This is a genomic window from Larkinella ripae (assembly GCF_054780775.1).
This window is the reverse complement of the sequence record NZ_BAAGVR010000008.1, coordinates 87,092-104,722: the sequence shown is the minus strand read 5'-3', so window position 1 is coordinate 104,722 and position 17,631 is coordinate 87,092. Positions and strand designations below refer to the sequence as shown.

The following is a 17,631-nucleotide window of genomic DNA, read 5'->3' as shown; positions in this document are numbered from 1 at the left end:
TATTCAATAGAGTTTATTCAATGACAATATGATTGACCTTACGGGTAATTTTCAAGTCGAACAGGCCGGAAAGCCCCTTCAGAATGGTGTCGGCATTCTTGCTGGGGAAGGTTCCGGTTATCTTTTGCTGCAGCAGGTCTCGGTCCCGAATCTCGACGTCCAGGCCGTACGTATCTTTCAGCAACTGCGCGATGTCAGCCAGGGTCGCCCCCTCGAAAATCAGCTGATTGGTGCGCCAGGACGACTGGGCCTGGGCATTGACGGTTTTTTTGTAGAACGCTTTCGTTTGGGCGTCGGCAAAGAACATCTCACCCGGTTTCATTTCGAGGTGGCTTTTCGGACCTCCCGACACCCGCATCTGAATGCGTCCTTCGTTCAGCACCACTTTGGTCCGGGATTTCCGGGTGTAGACATTGAAGCGGGTCCCCAGCACCTCGACGTTCATCTGCCCGGGCAGATGCACCTGAAACCGCTGGTGGTTTTGCGTGTGCACCACTTCAAAAAAGGCTTCGCCCTCCACCCACACTTCGCGCGGGGCGTCGGTTTGCCAGTGTTCGGCGTAGTGAATGGACGTATTGCCGTTCAGGGTCACCACCGACTGGTCGGGCAGCACCACGCGCCGGGTTTCGCCAAAACCGGTACGCACCGCAATGGCTTCGGGCTGAGCAAACTCCCGGTAGAACAGCAGCGATCCGGTGGCCAGCAGCAGAATCCCGACGGCGGCTGCCGCCATCCAGCGCCAGGTGCCGCCCAGCCGGCGAACCGGAGCTTCCGACGGCCTGACAGGTGCGTCTTTTTTGCCCGCCCGGATTCGCTGGAAGAGCCGATGGGCATTCTGCCGTTCGGTGGCATCGAGCGGGAGTGCAGCCGGTTCGGTCAGGTCAGCGTCCAGCAGGCGCTGCAACTGGCGCTGCCCGTCGGTGGTTGCCAGGTGCTGCAAAACCGCCTGAGCTTCTTCAGGAGTGCATTCATTTCGTAAATACTTCTGTAGAAGTTGTGTATCCATGAAAGGACTTAGGAATAGTGCTACTCTTTCCTAAATAGATACACACGAGCGGACGGAAAGTATTACGCTGGGAAGAAAAAATATCAGGAGACCAGAAAAATGAGGAGAAGCGGCAGAATACCTTCCAGATCGGCGTGCTTGCTGAGGTACTCCTTGATGAACTTTGTCGCCTGGTGGAACTGCACCTTCACCGTGTTCACCGAGACCGATAACTGCCTGGCTACTTCATCGTTATCCAGCCCGCCGAACACCCGCAGCCGAAATACTTTCGCGCGCTGGGGCGTCAATTCCCTGATGCCCTGCTCCAGAATGGCGCTGTATTCCTGCAACTGGAACAGATTGGTGGTCGTGTCTTCGCCCCGGCTTTCCTCCACTTCGCAGGAAATGTATTCCCAGATCGCCTGGTGGTGGTCCCGAATCACGTTGAGAACGTGATTTTTCATCGAAACCGAGAGAAAATTCTTGATCGCGTGGGCTTCGTTGAGGGCTTCGCGGTGGTCCCACAATTTGAGAAAAATATCCTGAACGGCGTCTTCGGCCAGGTCGGGGCTCTTCAGAAACTTGATCCCGATGGCGTACAGGTGCTTGTAATAGCGGTAGAAGATCTCCTCAAAGGCTTTCTCATCGCCCGCCTTCAACCGCAGGGCGATCTCCTTTTCAGCGTCTTGACCCGACCGAATGGGTAATTTTCGGATACGCATGAACTGGCCTTTTGAGTCTTTTTCGGTTAACAGGTAGAGCAACTAAGTAACAAGTAGCTAATGTAACGATTAAAACCGTACAATTCCAATAAAAAATTCTCTTTTAACAGAATAATTCCGGGTAAAAAGTGGTGAGCGTCCCGAAATTTTACCTAAAATGGACCGCCGTGGGCGGGCAATCACCCGCTAACCCCGACGGCCTTTTAATCATGAAACGTTGTCGCCTGCTTTTGTTTCTATTCCTATTTTCGTGCAGCCAAAAACCAGCTGATAACCAGGAATCTGCGCCCGAAATGGAACTCGACGAAAAAGCCTTTACCGTTGAACCGGCGCCCGAATGGACAAACCTGTTTCTGCGTCAATCAGGCTGGTTTGGGGGCGACGGTCTTTTTGTCATACCGTTTTCGGGAAACGATTCTGCCAAACGCGACAGCCTGCTTTTCCTGTTCAGCGATACGCTCCTTGGCGAAGTCGAAGACGGGACGGTGAAACCGGGCTTTGTCATGGTCAATAATTCGGTCGCCATCCTGACCAAAAAAGCCCCTGATTCAACACAGATTGCGTTTAAAGTGGCGAAGGATAACGCCACGTACAAAGCCATTTTTGTCCCGCAGTCGAAGAAGCCGGACCAGGATACCTATTTCTGGCTGGGCGACGGTTTTGTGAATCCGGATGCCAGCAACGACCTGTTTCTGTTTGCCTATCAGATCACCAACACCAACGACAACTCCGCTTTTCCGTTTAAAGAAACCGGCAACACGCTCATCCGAATACCGGGCACTAGCCGGTTTCCCTACGCCGATCAAAAGCACGTTAATCTACCGTTTAACAACTACAGCAAGAGCGAAGAAACGGTTTCGTTCGGTGCGGGGGTCTTCAATAACGCGGAGTCGGCGGGCGAAGCCGAACCGGACGGTTTTCTGTATGTCTACGGCATCAAAGGGAAAAGCAAAAAACTGGTTGCGGCCCGGGTGAAACCGGAGCAGGTAGACGCCTTCGACACCTGGGAATTCTGGACCGGAGCCGCCTGGACCACCGAACTAAAATCGGCCACGGCCTTGAGCGATTCGGTTTCCAATGAAATGAGTGTCAGCAAAATAGGCAAGGGCAAATATGCGCTGGTGTATCAATTGAACGGCATTTTCCCCGACATTTGTCTGCAGGTGGGCCCCTCCCCGGTGGGCCCGTTTGGCCCCCGGATCACGCTTTACAAAACCACTGCTGACATTACCGACCAGGACCTGTTCACCTACAATGCGAAGGCTCATCCGGCGCTTTCGGCCCCCGGCGAACTGCTGATCTCGTACAATGTCAACAGTTTCAAGTTCCTCGACGTCATCAAAAAGAAGCCGAATCTCTATCGCCCCCGGTTTATCCGGGTAAAATTCAAAAAACAACCTGCAACCCACTGACAGTGAAGCGATATTATCCTGTCCACAGACTGCACTGACACCGGTTGCGTTGGCAATCAGAACGACGGGTTTTGTTTAAGTGCGCGGTTTTGTCATTCTTTTAGAGGGTTTCGTACTAAATTGGGCGTTGAAATGACATTGCTCCTAAACCATTATGAAATCGATTATCCTAGTCCTTAGCCTCCTTGTTGTTTGTTCCGGAAGCGTTTTTCAGTCGACCAAACCGGTTTCTTCCGGAAAACCGCCCGCGCCCGCTGCCAAATTGCTGCTCAGGCAGGATGCCAAAACCGGCACCCTCTCGGTTTTTCGGGTCGGTGGCAAAACGCCGATTTTGGTTCAGAATGCCAAACCGGATTTTCGCCCGTATATCCACCCCATCGCGGCACCCGACGGCAAGGGCGTACTGACCGAATACAGCCCCGGCCACCACAAACACCAGACGGGTTTGTACTGGGGCTACACCCGCGTCAACGGCCGGGATTACTTTCACCATCCGCAGGGTGATTACTGGCGCCGGGTGTCGGCCAAAGTGGTGCGGGCCACCGGAACGGAAGTCAAATGGCAGACGGTATACGACCTGCTGGACGAAAAGGGCGCTGCGGTTTTGACCGAAACCCAGAACTGGTCGATGCGCGAGAAGGACGGCAAATTTCTGCTCGATCTCGAATGGAAAGGCAAAGCCAACACCGACGTTACGATTGGTAAGTACGATTACGGCGGTTTGTTCCTGCGGATGCCCTGGCGCGAAGGCATCAAGGGCGAGGTGATCAACGCGGCCCGGCAGCGCAACGAAAAAGCCGAAGGCCAGCGCGCCATGTGGGTCGATGTGGGCATTCAGGTGGACGGCCGGAACGACCTGGCGCACATCGCGATGTTCGATCATCCCGAAAACAAAGGCTATCCGCAGACCTGGCGCGTCGATAACCAGATGGGCATTGGTCCGGCGCGGGCGCGCAACGGCGACTGGAAAATTGAAAAAGGCGATACGGAAATCATTCGGCACCAGCTGGTGGTCTATACCGGCGAACTGAACGACGTTAAACTGACCCAGACCTGGAGCGAGTTCAGCGGCAACACCTCGATGTACAACACGTCGATGCTGTGGGGACTGGCGCAGAAAGAGGGCCTGGAAGCCAAATTTCTGACGCCCGCCGAAGCCGTCAAAAGCATGACGCTGAAAGCCGGTTATCAGGCCAACGTCTGGGCATCGGAGCCGATGATTACGCAGCCGATGGCCTTCTGCTGGGACGACCGCGGACGGCTGTGGGTGGCCGAAAACCGGGATTACGAATCACGCGGACACGGTTTTTCCAAAGCCGGCAACAGCCGGATCCTGATTCTGGAAGATACCAACCACGACGGTGTGGCCGACAGCCAGAAGGTGTTTCTGGACAGCATTCCGTTCCCGGCTGCGATGGCGGTGGGTTTCGACGGGCTGTTTCTGGGCGCTCCGCCGAATCTGCTGTTTGTGCCGGATCGCAATGGCGACGACCGGGCCGACGGGAAAGACATTGAAGTCCGGCTGACGGGCTGGGGCATCCGCGACCGGCACGAAACCCTGAACAGCCTGCACTGGGGGCCGGATGGCTGGCTCTACGGGCTCCAGGGTTTTGCCACCCCCTCGAAAGTGCGAAAACCGGACGGCAAAGGCAAGCTGTATAAACACAATGACCCGTTTCCGGAAGATATTCTGGAGGGCAAGGGCACGGACATCAACGGGGGCGTCTGGCGGTATCACCCCACCCAGGACCGCTTTGAGGTAGTCGCGCACGGTTTCAGCAATCCCTGGGGCATCGACTACAACGCGAAGGGCCAGCTGGTGATGACGGCCTGCGTCATTCCGCATCTCTGGCACGTCATCCCGGGCGGTATTTACCACCGGCAGGGCGGGCAGCACTTCAATCCGTACGTGTACGAAGACCTAAAAACCATCACGGACCACAGCCACCGCTCGGCCCACGGCGGGGCGCGGGTCTACCAGTCCGATGCGTTTCCGCAGTCGGAGCAGGGGCGGCTTTTTATGGCGAACATTCACGAGCACGCGGTTTTATCGGACGTTCTGGAACCCAAAGGGTCGGGTTATGTCGGGCACCACGGCGACGATTTTTTGCAGGCCAACAACGCCCAGTGGGTCGGCTTCAGCGTGGAGATCGGGCCGGATGGCGGACTTTACGTGCTCGACTGGCACGATGCCGATATTTGCGGCAAGGAAGTACTGAACGGCGAAACCGGCCGGATTTTCCGGATCATGCCCAAAACCTCGCTGGCCGAAAACTGGGCCGGACGGTATTCGGATCTGGCCAAAATGACCGATGCGCAACTGGTCGGCCTGCAAACGTCCAAAAGCGACTGGCACGCCCGCCGGGCCCGGATTATTCTGCAAAGCCGGGCGGCCAAGGGCAAACTCGACAGCCAAACCCATGCCCAGCTTCGGCACCTGTTTGAAGCCAATGCCAACGCCGATTACCGGCTGCGGGCGATGTGGGCGCTGCACGTTACGGGCGGTTTTAACGAACCGGAACTGTTCAAAACGCTGGACGACAAGGATCCGTACGTCCGGGCCTGGACCGTTCAGTTGCTGTGCGAAAGCCGTTCGGCATCCGCGGCTGCTCAGGCAAAGTTTGTAACCATGGCCCGCGAAGAAGCCTCGCCGGTAGTGCGGCTGTATCTGGCGTCGGCCCTGCAACGGGTACCGGCCGAAACCGGCTGGAAAATCGCCGGGGAATTGATGCAGCACGGGGAAGACAAGGGGGATCACAACCTGCCGAAAATGATCTGGTACGGTTTTGAGCCGCTCGTCAAACAAAATCCCGAACGCGCCCTGGCGCTGGCCGCCCGCTGCGAAATTCCGATGGTGGCCCGGTTTACCGCCCGCCGGACCGTCGATGCCGACCAGACCCCCGCCCTCGTAACCGTACTCGGCCAGGCGCCCAAAACGGCGACCAGTCTGCTGGAAGGGATGCGCGATGGGCTAGAAGGCCGCACCGATCTGACGGCTCCCGCCAACTGGAAAACCGTTTATGCCAAACTAAAAGCCAATCCCAAAGCAGCTCCCCTCGCACAGCAGGTGGCCCAGTTGTTTGGGGATACCGAAACCGCCCGCCAGTCGTTGGCCACGCTGAAAAATACCAAAGCGCCCATCGACCAGCGGCAGAAAGCCCTCCGATCCGTTGCGAGCCAGCAACGCCCGGAACTGCTGGGAGAATTTCCGGCCCTGCTGAACGAAGCGAATCTGCGGACGGACGTGATCCGGGCCATTGCCGGGTACGATCAGGAATCGCTCGGTGAACTGCTGCTGGCCCGCTACCCGAATTTCAGTCCGGCGGACAAATTGCAGGTGGTGCAGACGATGGCGTCGCGCCCGAAATACGGCTGGCAACTGACGCAGGCGCTGAAAACCGAAAAGATTCCGAAGCGGGATGTGCCGACCTACGCGGCCCGGCAACTGCTGCGGGTGGTCGGCAGCGGATTTGTCGAAGTCTGGGGACCGATTGAGCAGAACGGCATTGATGAAAAAGCGTACGGTCGCTACCAAAAACTGCTCTCCGACCGGGCCTTGCTGGCGGCCAACACCACGAAAGGACGACTGATATTCCAGCGTACCTGCGGCCCCTGCCACAAGATGTACGGCGAAGGCGGTTCCATTGGTCCGGACATTACCGGTTCCAACCGCGCCAATCTGGATTACCTGCTGAGCAATATTCTGAACCCCAGTGGCGAAATTCAGGACGACTACAAAATGGTGGTCATCACCACCCGCAATGGCCGGACGTACACGGGAAATGTGGCCGGCGAAAATGAACGGCAGCTCACCCTGCGCGTCGTCGGACAAGACCCCGTGGTGCTGAACAAATCGGAGATTCAATCGCGCGAAGTGACGCCCAACTCCATGATGCCCACCGGTTTGCTCGATGGCTTGACGGAAAGCGAAATCATTGATCTGGTGGCGTTTCTGCGGACCCGCGAGCCGGTGAAACAGGCGAAGAAATAACGAAGCCGGTACGGTTTCAGCGATTGGAGGAAACCGTACCGCCGTTTCCGCTCCACTGCCGCCAGTCGGGCAGCTCGTCGCGGGTAATTACGTCTTTATCGGTGTAGACGGCTTTCAGGGTTTCGAGGGGTTGCTTTTTGAGGTAATTGTCGCCGGTCCAGACCGAAAACCAGGCCCACCAGCTGCCGAAATCGCGCATCTTGGCCGCGTCTGGCAGGTTGCCCGTTTCCGTTAACGCCACCATTTTTTTTCCGTTAAATGCCGCGACGGTGTTGTTCCAGTTGCCGCTCAGACTGGCCGTCGGGTCGGTATAAATATCCAGCCCGATAATGTCCACGTAGGAATCGCCGGGATACCAGTCGGGGTGGATGGAATCCGTTCCCGCGTACACCCAGATCAGGTTGTGCAACTGGTGGTGATTCGTCAGCCGGTCGTAAAGCAGCCGCCAAAGCGCCTTGAAGGGTTCCGCGCCTTTGGCGCCCCACCAGAACCAGCCGCCGGATGCTTCGTGCAGCGGTCGCCAGAGCACGGGCACATCGGCGGTCTGAAATTTCTTTAATTCGCCGGCAACCCGGTCGATGTCGCGGAGCAGCAACTGGTACCGTTCCCCATTTTTATCGGCCAGAACCGCAGCCAGATCGAAGGTGGTGGCCCGGGTGTAAAAACCGCTCCACCAAAGTTTGTCGGGTTCTTCGTCGATCAAATCCATCGGCGCGTTCCAGTGCCAGAGCAGACTGACAATGCCGCGCCCCTCCCCTTTCTTGGCCCAGGCAATGCCCGCTTCGCTGGAACGCAGGGGCGTCGCACCCCGCTGCGCCCGGCTGGGTGAATAATCCATCAGATCGAACGAGCCGATGGCCGGTTCCTTGCCGGTTTTTTCCAGAATGTATTCGACATCATCCTGCTGCCCGGCAAGGACTTTGCTGCCGTATTGGTCAATCAGGTAGGAAAAAAGGGCGCGGGTCGAGGGCGTTGCGCGGGCGTCTACGAGCGTTTTGGGCGGTTTGGATACGGCTAAAATCGTCGCCGGATCAACCTGAATGTAATCGATGTGGAAAAAGCCCCAGCCCCGCAGAATCGTGACGGTATTCTGCCCGTCGTGCAAACGGACCGTCCCCAGTTTCGCCCGGCTAAAATCCGCAGCGGTTTTTATGAGTGTGCCGCTGCCTTTCTCCCCGTTCACCTGAAAATCAACGCCTTTATCGCCCGTTGGCGACGAATAGCCCACCGACAGTTCATACAAACCGGCGGTCGCGTTCACCGTGACGGTTACCTGATCGGTAGCCTCATCGAAGCCCGTTACGTAGCCGTTTCCGGAAAAACCGCCCAGCGCACTGGCGGTTTGCAGGCCGACCATTGTGCCGGTTTCGGCTTCGACCTGCACGGTTTTCGGATCGATTTGGACCGGTTCCGGCTTGGAAACCGGAACACAGCCCAGCGAACCGATCAGGAGACACGTACCCACGGACCGGCGGGCAACCCCGTTGAGTCCGTGTGATTTTTTTAACAGGAACATCTTCAAAAATTCAAAATCACACGGATTCAACGGGATCGCCCGCCGATCCGTAGGTACGGCGGTTATTTAATCAGGACAACATCGTCGAAATAAAACGTTTCGTCCTGTTTGTCAGGACCCTGAATCCGGAAACCGACCTGGGAGAGTTTCTTGCCCGCCGACCAGAAATCGATGTCCGAAATCTTGAATTTGAAGTAGTTCCAGACTCCGGCTTTCACGTCGATTTTGTTTTTGTCGTCAAAGTTGCCAAAACCGGCTTTGCTGGCATCGGTGGTCAGGTAGAGCGAGTAGTCCGCCGAAGCTCCTTTGATCCAGCCCGATACGTAGGTGTAATCGGCCGAATAGGAAATGGCGGAAGCGGACCAGTTGGCAAACGCAATCAGGTGCCAGTTGCCTTTCTGGTAGGTTTTGCCGACCGAAGCCGCGCCGGTTTTAAACTCCTTCGTCGAAACCGCCCCGGCATCCCCCCAGGAACCGTCCGCAAAACCGGTACCGTAGGCATCCGTGAAAATCTGGTACGCTTTGTCAACGTTCACCAGTTCCTGCGTGGTGCGCAGCAAACCCGTGCCGTTGATAATGTCCAGCGTCGCGCGGTTGGCCGTCGTCGCGGGCATCTTCAGGACCAGCTTCTTTTTTTCTTTGGAAACCACGGTGGCCATGTCCGACGTGCCGGTCAGTTTCACCGACACCACATCGTCCAGGTTATTGCCGGTAATGGTGATTTCGGAATCTTTTCTGAAGTTATAATTGGACACCTCGGCCACCGTCGGATAGGCCAGCACCCGGAACGGCACCGACACCGAACGGCCTTCGCTGTTCGTAAAAGTGACCTTTTGTGTGCCCCCCACCACTTCGTCGGGCACCCGGAAAATCAGCGCCTGATCGGTGTTCAGCGTCGGCTGGAAACCGGCGGCCACACTGTCTTTTTCGAAAACGATGGTGCGCATATCGCCCAGGCCCGTACCGGTCAGCGTGATCACGGTTCCGCCCGCGGCCGAGTCAGGCGCCAAGGTCGTCGCCACCGGATTCCCGGCGGCATAGTCCGGTCGGCCGTCGGTTTCTTTTTCGCAGGAACTCATCACGAAACCGGTCACCAAAACCGCCATTGACAAGCCCGTCCATTGATTGAATCTATTGAATTTCATGGTATTGCTTCGTTTAAAGAGACGGTAGACCAGCGGGTTTCGGGAAACAGGAAATCGGCCTTCCCATCCCGCTTGTCGTTCCTGCCTCATCGCTAGTGTCTAGTTATAATACGGCACCGGATCTTTGCCCAATTCGGGATCCTGAACAATTTCACCCGCCGGGATCGGCAGATACATCTTGTCTTCGGTGAAGTTGGTGATGTACGTAGGATTGCCGGTTGCCCCCCGGTTTTGCTTCTCAATCATGGCTTTCGCCTTGGCAAATCCCTGGCGCTGAATGTCGTACCAGTAGTCACCCTCGAACGCAAATTCCACCCGGCGTTCGTGCAGGATCTGGTCCAGCGTCAGCGAGGTCCGGGGGGTTAAACCCGCCCGCGTCCGCACCGCATTCACGGCCTGGAGGGCTTTGGGATCGGCGGTGGAAGCTGCTCCCGCCAGCGTGGCTTCGGCGTAAATCAGCAGCACATCGGCGTAGCGCAGCAGCACCACGTTGTTGCCCGAATTCTGCCCCAAAACCGCATCGCCCCCGAAGCTCTTGCCAGGACCGGCAAAGTATTTGGTAATGTTCGAGCGCGTTGGACTCAGACTTCCGCCGTCGGCGGTGGGTTGCAGCGTATCGTACTTAAACCCGTTGGCCATGAAGGCGTTGTATTTCGGGGCGTTGACGCGCTGCGGTTTCCAGCTGGGGTTGGTCCAGCCGTGCTCCATCACCGACCATTTCCGGCGCAGATCGCCAAATTCGTATTCTTTCAGCAGATCCAGTGACGGCACGTACATCTCCCAGGCATCGGCCTCGGCGGTGCGCAGGGCACTCGCTCCCCGATCCGGGTTCTTGATGTTACCCGTTCCCCAGGGGTCCTGCGCCAACTGGTGCTGAATCGAGAAAAGCGACTCTGGATTGTTGTTCATGCTCATTTTCGTGAACATGCCGTTGTAATCGGCCACCAGGCTGTATTTACCCGAGTTGATCACTTCTTCCGACTTGGCTTTGGCGTTCGCGTAGTCTTTGTTGTAGAGATACAACTTCGCCATCATGCCCTTCGCCGAGTATTTCGTCAGCCGTCCGGCCACGTCCGATTCAGGCAAACCGGCTTCGGCCATTTGCAGTTCTTCCAGCGCAAACCGCAGCACGTCTTTTTGCAGGTAACGCGGAATGTTGAAGTTGCCCGACAAAGCCGTGCTGCCCGGATCGGTGATGATCGGCGCGGCTCCCCAGGTCCGGGCGATGTAGAAATACAGCGTTCCGCGAATGAAATGGCACTCCGCAATGGCCGGATCGAGGTAAGCAGCCCCACCTCCGGCGGCTTTTTTCTCCTCAAACGTCTTGATCATTACGTTGGCGTACCCAATGATTTTGTAGAACGCCCCCCAGGACGCCCCAATCCGCTCGGAAGCCGACGAAACCGTAAAGTTCAGGTAGTCGACATCCGTGTAGGTAAACATATTTCCGGACATCACGTCGCCGATGGCGTCCTGCGCCCGGCTTTCGTAATTCCGCCAGGGCAAACCGCTGTAGAGCGTACTGGTGGCACCCCGAACTTCTTCGGCGTTGTTGTAATAGTTACCGGTTGTTGTGCCCGACAGCGAGGGCCGCTCGATGAAATCTTCTTTGCAGGAAGACAGCAGCAGCGCCGAAATCGCCAGGGCGTATAGGGATTTTCGTTTCATTTTCTTTATGGTTTACGGTATTCGGTTTTCGGTATACGGTTTGTGACCATCTCTCCTGATTCGCGCGTCAGCCACCGTAAACTGAAAACCGGATACCGATTACTTAAAATTGAACATTCGCGCCGATCGTAAACGTCCGGGGGTTCGGGTAGTGACCCGTATCCACGTTCATGAGCTTGATGCTGTTGTTGAACGCGCCGATTTCGGGGTCGTAGCCGGAGTACTTGGTGAAGGTTTTCAGGTTCTGGATGGAACCGTACACCCGCAGGTTCGTCATCTTCACTTTGCTCAGGATGTTTCTCGGCACCCGGTAGCCGAGCGTGATGTTCTGAATCCGCCAGTACGAAGCGTCTTCCACGTAGCGGTCCGACATGGCCGTGTTGTTCTTGTTGGTGGTCGTAAACCGGGGCAGCGCGCCCTCCGTGTTGGTTTCGGTGTAGCGATCGGTCACGGTCCGCATCTGGTTCGACCAGGCGTTGTTCAGCCCTTCCAACTGCCAGCGGAGGAAGTTATAGGCCTTCGCCCCCTGGCTTCCCTGCAAAAACAGCGAAAAGTCGATATCCCGGTAGTTCAGTGAGTTGGTTAACCCCCAGGTGAATTTCGGCAGCGGACTACCGATGAACGTCAGGTCGCTGGCGTCGATCTTGCCGTCGCCGTTGATGTCCTTGTAGCGAATATCGCCCAGCCAGGTTTCATTCGGATTCACCTTGTAGCCAAACTGCGGCAGGCTCTGGTCCAGCTCAGCCTGCGTCCGGTACAACCCGTCGGTGACCAGTCCCCAGAACGATCCTACGGCACTGCCGGGCGTCGTGTGCGTGATCAGGTAGTTGTTGTAATACACTTTCCCGTCGAGCGCCGAAGCCGCACTGGCCGCCCGGTCGTAGGTGTTTTTGAAGTGCGTAAAAACCGCATTGGTTTTCCAGGTGAAATCCCCTTTCTTGATGTTCGTAGTCGTCACGCCAATGTCAATTCCGGTATTGGTCATCTGGCCGGCGTTGCCCAGTGGCGCTTTCAAATCATCCCACTGGTCGCCCACGCCAATCAGGTTCGGGCCGGTCAGGAAGATGATCATGTCGGAGGTTACTTTCTTGTACACGTCAATTGTTGCGTCGATCCGCCCCCCCAGGAAGCCCAGGTCAACCCCGGCGTTGGTGGTTCTCACCGATTCCCATTTCAGGTTCGGGTTCGGAATCCCGTTGATCATGTTCGATGAACCAAAACCGACTGGTCCGGAGAAAAACTGCACCGCGCCCACGTAAGCCGGGTTGGGTGCCCCGCCGGGGAAGTTCTGGTTCCCCACCGTTCCGTAACCGACGCGCACTTTCATAAAATTCAGCACCGTCGAAACGTCGCCTTTCATGAATTTTTCGTTGGAAACCGTCCAGCCCGCCGACACCCCGGGGAAATACCCCCAGCGGTTGTTCGGACCGAAGTTCGACGAGCCATCGGCGCGGAAACTGGCCGAGAGCGAATACCGGTCGTCGTAGGTGTAGTTGGCCCGCGCAAACCAGGATTCCATCGCCCAGTGGCCTTTTCCACCGCTCAATCCCCAGGTAGTCTGGTCGGAGCTACCGGTATTCAGGTCAAAAATGTTGGCCTGCAAATCGACCTTCGTCCCCGACATCGACTGATAGTACGAATTCTGCGCCTGGTGACCGACCGTCGCCTGAATACCGTGTTTGCCGATATACTTATTGTAACTCAGGTAGTTCGTCAGCGACCAGTAGTAGCTGTCCGAACGCGAGTCGATCAGTTTGCTCCGGAACGAGGTTCCGCCCACATTCCCGGCTTTCTGAAACGCAACGTTGTTGTCCTGCCCCAGCGAATACGATACTTCGTTCCGCAGCGACAGGTCTTTCATCAGTTGCAGTTCGGCGTAGAGACTCCCGAACACGTTGTTCGAGGTTTTGGTATTGCCCCGGAACTGGCTGTTTCCGACGAGGTTGGAGTTGCTGTATTGCACCCCGCCTACGGTTTGTCCACCGCCCCAGGAACCGTCCAGGTTTTTCACCGGCACCAGCGGGCTCGTCACCGCGCCCCACCAGATCGTACCTTCGGCGGCATCGGCCAGCGACACATCCTGAATGCTGCGCGAGACGTTGGCGCTCAACCCGACTTTCGCCCAGCTTTTCAATTGCGTATCCAGGCTAAACCGGCTGGAATACCGCTTGAAATTCGAGCCCAGCAGAATCCCTTTGTTATCGAAATAGTTGAGCGACAGGTAGTAGGTGGTCCGCTCTTTGCCGCCCGAAAAGCTCAGCTGGTGGTTATTGATCGATCCGCGCTGAAACATGGCATCCTGCCAGTCGGTTCCGCGGCCCAGCAAATCCGGGTTTTTAAACTCGTCGGCGACCGGGTTTCCGATGATCGGCAGCACCTCGTTCTGGTAGCGGGCAAAACCCCGCAAATCCATCAGATCCAGGCGTTTAGCCACTTCCGAAACGCCGGTATACATTTCGTAGTTGATCTTCCCTTCGCCCGATTTGCCTTTTTTCGTGGTGACCAGAATCACCCCGTTAGCCGCCTGTGAGCCGTAAATGGCCTGCGCGGAGGCATCTTTCAGAACGTCGATCGACTCGATATCGTTGGGGTTCAGCATTGCCATAACGCTGTTTCCGGTTTGACCATCGCCCCCGCCCAGACCGGCATACCCGGTGCTGTTCGAGGTGTTGCCCCCCACAAACGGAACGCCGTCGATGACAAACAATGGGTCGTTGCTGTTGATGGACGTCACCCCGCGTACTTTTACTGACACCCCGCCACCCGGCTGACCGCCGTTGCTGGTTACCGTTACCCCGGCGGCTTTCCCTTGTAGTAACTGGTCGATCCCAGCCGCCGGAATGTCTTTCAGTTCGGCCGCTTTGATCGTGGTGATGGACGAGGTTACGTCCGACCGTTTGGCCGTACCGTACCCAATCACGACCACTTCATCCAGCGATTGGTCGCCGGACAGGAGGGTGATGGTCAGATTCGTGCGCGTGCCTACTTCAACTTCCTGCGTTTTCATCCCGATAAACGAGATTACCAGCACATTGGAACCGGCCGGCAGGTTGATCGAAAACCGGCCATCCGCGTCCGTGGTGGTACCTTGCGTGGTGCCTTTAACAGACACCGTTGCACCCGGCAGCGTATTGCCTTTGTCGTCGGACACCACCCCTTTGACCAGGGCGTTCACATCGGATTTGCCGACATTCGCATTTTTCAGAGACGCCATCACCACCGGATTTTTCGCCGGAACGGTGACGGTATTGGTTCGGTTCTGAGCGTGGACCGCCGTCCAGGAACTCAGCACCAAAACCCCCGAAAGCACATGTTTTATCATACGTAGTTTGAAAAAAGGGACAAAAAATGGGCAACTCTCCAAAAAGCAAAGCCTGAGAGCGCTGGGTAAAAAGTCAAGTTTTTTATGAATGTGTAAAAACCTCAGTAAGTCGAAACGTCCAATTGAAATAACCGGTCAGATCAATCAGAAAGTCCGTTTGGCATAAGCGAAAGAGCGTTAAGTAAGGGTTTAGGATCAAATTTATCAGACTACAAAAGACAGTGGATTCTTAACCAGTTTCTGCATTGGCAGCGAAATCATCACGGAGGTTCCTTTGCCCGGTTCGCTTTGCCACATCACCTGCCCGCCGAGGTACGCAATCCGGGATTTGATGTTGGCAATGCCGTTGCCCTTCATCGAATCGGTTTCGAAATCTCCGCCTTTTCCGTCGTCATCCACACTGATCAGCACGGCTTCGTCATTCGTCATCATCTGCACCGTAATCGTGTCAGCCTCAGCGTGTTTCAGTGCATTGTTCAGCAACTCCTGCACCACCCGGTAGATCATGACCGACGCTTCGTCGCCCAAATCCGGCACTTCGCCGTAGTGTTCGAGTGTCAGGGCGGTTTCGTTCACCAGATTCAGCTTCTGCACCAAATCTTCCAGCGCCGGAATCAGGCCGAAGGTCGACAGGGTATAAGGCCGCAAGTCGCTTGAAATCAGCCGCGTTTCGGTGCAGGCTTCGTCCAGAAACTGGTTCAGCGGTTCCTTCACCGACAGCGGCAGCTGCTCCTGGTGCGCTTCCACAAACAGCTTGATTCGGGACAACTGAATGCCCAGGCCATCGTGCAGATCCCGGGCAATCCGGCTCCGCTCACTTTCCTGCCCCTCAATCATGGCCTGCAACGATTTCAGTTCCAGATCCCGAATCTGCTGCTGTGCAATAACGGTTTGTTGATGCGTAATTAATTTTTGCTGCCGCCGACCGTAGACCAGCGCTCCAACGCCTAAAACGCTGATTAACAGCCCAAAAGCCAGCATCATATTCAGCATATGCTGATGGCGGCTTTGTTCTTCCACCAGTTGTTTCTCCATGGCCAGCGTTTTCACCTGGCTGTCGAGTTCCTGCAACCGGATGCTTTTGGTCTGCTCCGAATAATAAAACTGGTTCGTAAAATCCAGCGTTTTCAGCGCGCTCTCGTACGCATTTTTGTAATCGCCTTTGTGCGAATAACTATCGGCCGAATGCCGGGATAATTCCCGCATCATCGACACGTTTTTTTCCGCTTCGGCGAGCTGGTAGCTTTTCCGGTAAGCCGCAATGGCTTCGTCCGGGCGGTTTTTAAATTGCTCGACCAGACCCAGATAAAAGTAATTCAGCGCAATCAGCCAGTGCGTATTCAGCCGCGTCGACATGGCCAGACTCCGGCTGGCGAAATACTGGGCGGAGTCGGGCTGCTTGTTCCGCAAGTACGTATTAGCCAACAAATTATGCGCGTAGGCCTGCAAATACTCCTGCTTGTACCGGGCGCTCATCTGTTCGGTTTGCCGCAGCTCGGAAATCAGGCTTTTCGGAATCGGGTCTTTCTTCTGGGCCAGGTTCGCAAACGCCAGCCGGCACTCAATCACCTTCGGCCAGTTCTGTTTCCGCCTGAAATACTGGAGCGCCTTCCCCAAGTACTTTTCGGCGTAAGGCTGCATAAAAACGTCCTGGGTGTAATAATCGCCAATCTTGATGTGGACGTCGTAATACCCCAGCGAATCACCCCGCAGGTGGTAGTACTTCATGCCGTTGAAATATGCATCGAGCGTATACTTGTTGTAACCGTACTGCTGCTGATACAACCAGCCCAGGTGTTCGTACGATTCGGCGACCCCGGCATAATCGCGGTCTGCCACCAACTGCCGGATCTGGTTCTTCACGCTATCAATCGACGCCGGTTCGGAAGCCGCCTGCGCTATCGACCACAAACCGCCCAACCCCCCAAGCACCAGCAGGCTCAGGAATCGTTTCAGGAGGTAATGGGCCCGGACAGGTGATCGCATCAGAGGAGTCGGCAAAGGTGACGTTGTATCTATAAAACCTTTAAATATGTCTATTTATTGTTATAAAACTTCAAGTCGCCTGTTAATCAATGCACTGTAATTCCATGGCGGTTTTGATCAGCAAAGCCGTATTCGGAACGCTGAATTTCATGAGCAGGCTGCTCCGGTGAAATTCGATGGCTTTGGCGCTGACGAACAACTGCGTTGCCATCTGCTGCGTCGTCAGGCCCTGCGCAATCAGCGTTAGCACTTCGGATTCGCGGGGCGTCAGGTTCGGCTTTACGCCCGGCCCGTGCGCCGGTTTTTTACGCGGTTCGTCGTGCAGCAGAATGTTCGTAATGGTTTCGTTGAAATACGGTTTTTCGTCGTAAACCGTCCGAATCGCCTGCAACAACTCTACTTTGGTGGTATTTTTCAGTAAATAACCGCGCGCGCCTTTCTTCACCACCCGCTTGATCAAACTTGCATCATCGTGCATCGTCAGCGCAATCACTCTCGTTTTGGGATACACCCGGTTGATGTGTTCGCAGAGCGCCAGGCCGTCTTCGATGTGCGGAAACGAAATGTCCAGCAACACCACGTCGATCGGCGTCTGATGCAGTTGCGCCATCACCGATGATCCGTCAAAACAGCGCGCTGTCACGTCAATTTCCGACGAACCCGACAGGAGCGCTGTAATCCCCTCCACAAACACATTATGATCATCCGCAATCAGTACTCGTATCATCAATCCGTTTACGTTACTCTGCTGGCCGAAAAACCGTATCGGTCGTATAACAGCAGAACGGTCGTTAAAATTTACCAATTCCGCCATCAATTTTTCCCAGCGCTTAAATTGAATATTGTTTAGCAAAAATAGGACAATGCGAGTAGCTTTCGGAATA

Annotated in this window: 10 protein-coding genes; 2 read left to right on the top strand and 8 right to left on the bottom strand. The window is 55.8% G+C overall.

Annotation, left to right across the window (positions count from 1 at the left end; all coding sequences use genetic code 11):
• Nucleotides 1-13: 13 nt before the first annotated feature.
• Nucleotides 14-1,006, bottom strand: coding sequence for a FecR domain-containing protein (locus tag ACYVHX_RS05290; RefSeq protein ID WP_460670580.1), 993 nt, complete (start codon nt 1,004-1,006; stop codon nt 14-16).
• Between the two features lie 83 nt (nt 1,007-1,089).
• Nucleotides 1,090-1,707, bottom strand: coding sequence for an RNA polymerase sigma-70 factor (locus tag ACYVHX_RS05285; protein ID WP_460670579.1), 618 nt, complete (start codon nt 1,705-1,707; stop codon nt 1,090-1,092).
• 209 nt (nt 1,708-1,916) lie between these two features.
• On the opposite strand from ACYVHX_RS05285, the gene ACYVHX_RS05280 reads away from it, so the two are divergent.
• On the top strand, nt 1,917-3,119 hold the full coding sequence (locus ACYVHX_RS05280) for a DUF4185 domain-containing protein (protein WP_460670578.1): 1,203 nt from the start codon (nt 1,917-1,919) through the stop codon (nt 3,117-3,119).
• 154 nt (nt 3,120-3,273) lie between these two features.
• Nucleotides 3,274-7,110: a PVC-type heme-binding CxxCH protein gene (locus tag ACYVHX_RS05275; protein ID WP_460670577.1), complete on the top strand. Its 3,837-nt coding sequence runs from the start codon at nt 3,274-3,276 to the stop codon at nt 7,108-7,110.
• Nucleotides 7,111-7,126: 16 nt separating this feature from the next.
• Here the strand turns inward: ACYVHX_RS05275 and ACYVHX_RS05270 are convergent, their stop codons facing one another.
• The 6 genes from ACYVHX_RS05270 to ACYVHX_RS05245 all read right to left on the bottom strand — a co-directional run bounded on the left by ACYVHX_RS05270 (nt 7,127) and on the right by ACYVHX_RS05245 (nt 17,474).
• Nucleotides 7,127-8,626, bottom strand: coding sequence for a glycosyl hydrolase (locus ACYVHX_RS05270; protein WP_460670576.1), 1,500 nt, complete (start codon nt 8,624-8,626; stop codon nt 7,127-7,129).
• 62 nt (nt 8,627-8,688) lie between these two features.
• Nucleotides 8,689-9,771 (bottom strand): cell shape determination protein CcmA, encoded by a 1,083-nt coding sequence (locus tag ACYVHX_RS05265; protein ID WP_460670575.1) that lies wholly within the window; start codon nt 9,769-9,771, stop codon nt 8,689-8,691.
• Nucleotides 9,772-9,870: 99 nt separating this feature from the next.
• Entirely contained in the window at nt 9,871-11,439 is a 1,569-nt protein-coding gene (locus tag ACYVHX_RS05260) for a RagB/SusD family nutrient uptake outer membrane protein (protein WP_460670574.1), read from the bottom strand.
• 103 nt (nt 11,440-11,542) lie between these two features.
• The gene (locus ACYVHX_RS05255) at nt 11,543-14,761 is read right to left on the bottom strand and encodes a SusC/RagA family TonB-linked outer membrane protein (RefSeq protein ID WP_460670573.1); all 3,219 of its coding nucleotides are present in this window, start codon (nt 14,759-14,761) and stop codon (nt 11,543-11,545) included.
• Between the two features lie 204 nt (nt 14,762-14,965).
• Complete coding sequence (locus ACYVHX_RS05250) at nt 14,966-16,747, bottom strand: ATP-binding protein (RefSeq protein WP_460670572.1); 1,782 nt, start codon at nt 16,745-16,747, stop codon at nt 14,966-14,968.
• An 82-nt stretch (nt 16,748-16,829) separates the two neighbouring features.
• Nucleotides 16,830-17,474, bottom strand: a complete 645-nt coding sequence (locus ACYVHX_RS05245; RefSeq protein WP_460670571.1) for a response regulator — start codon at nt 17,472-17,474, stop codon at nt 16,830-16,832.
• Nucleotides 17,475-17,631 lie beyond the last annotated feature (157 nt).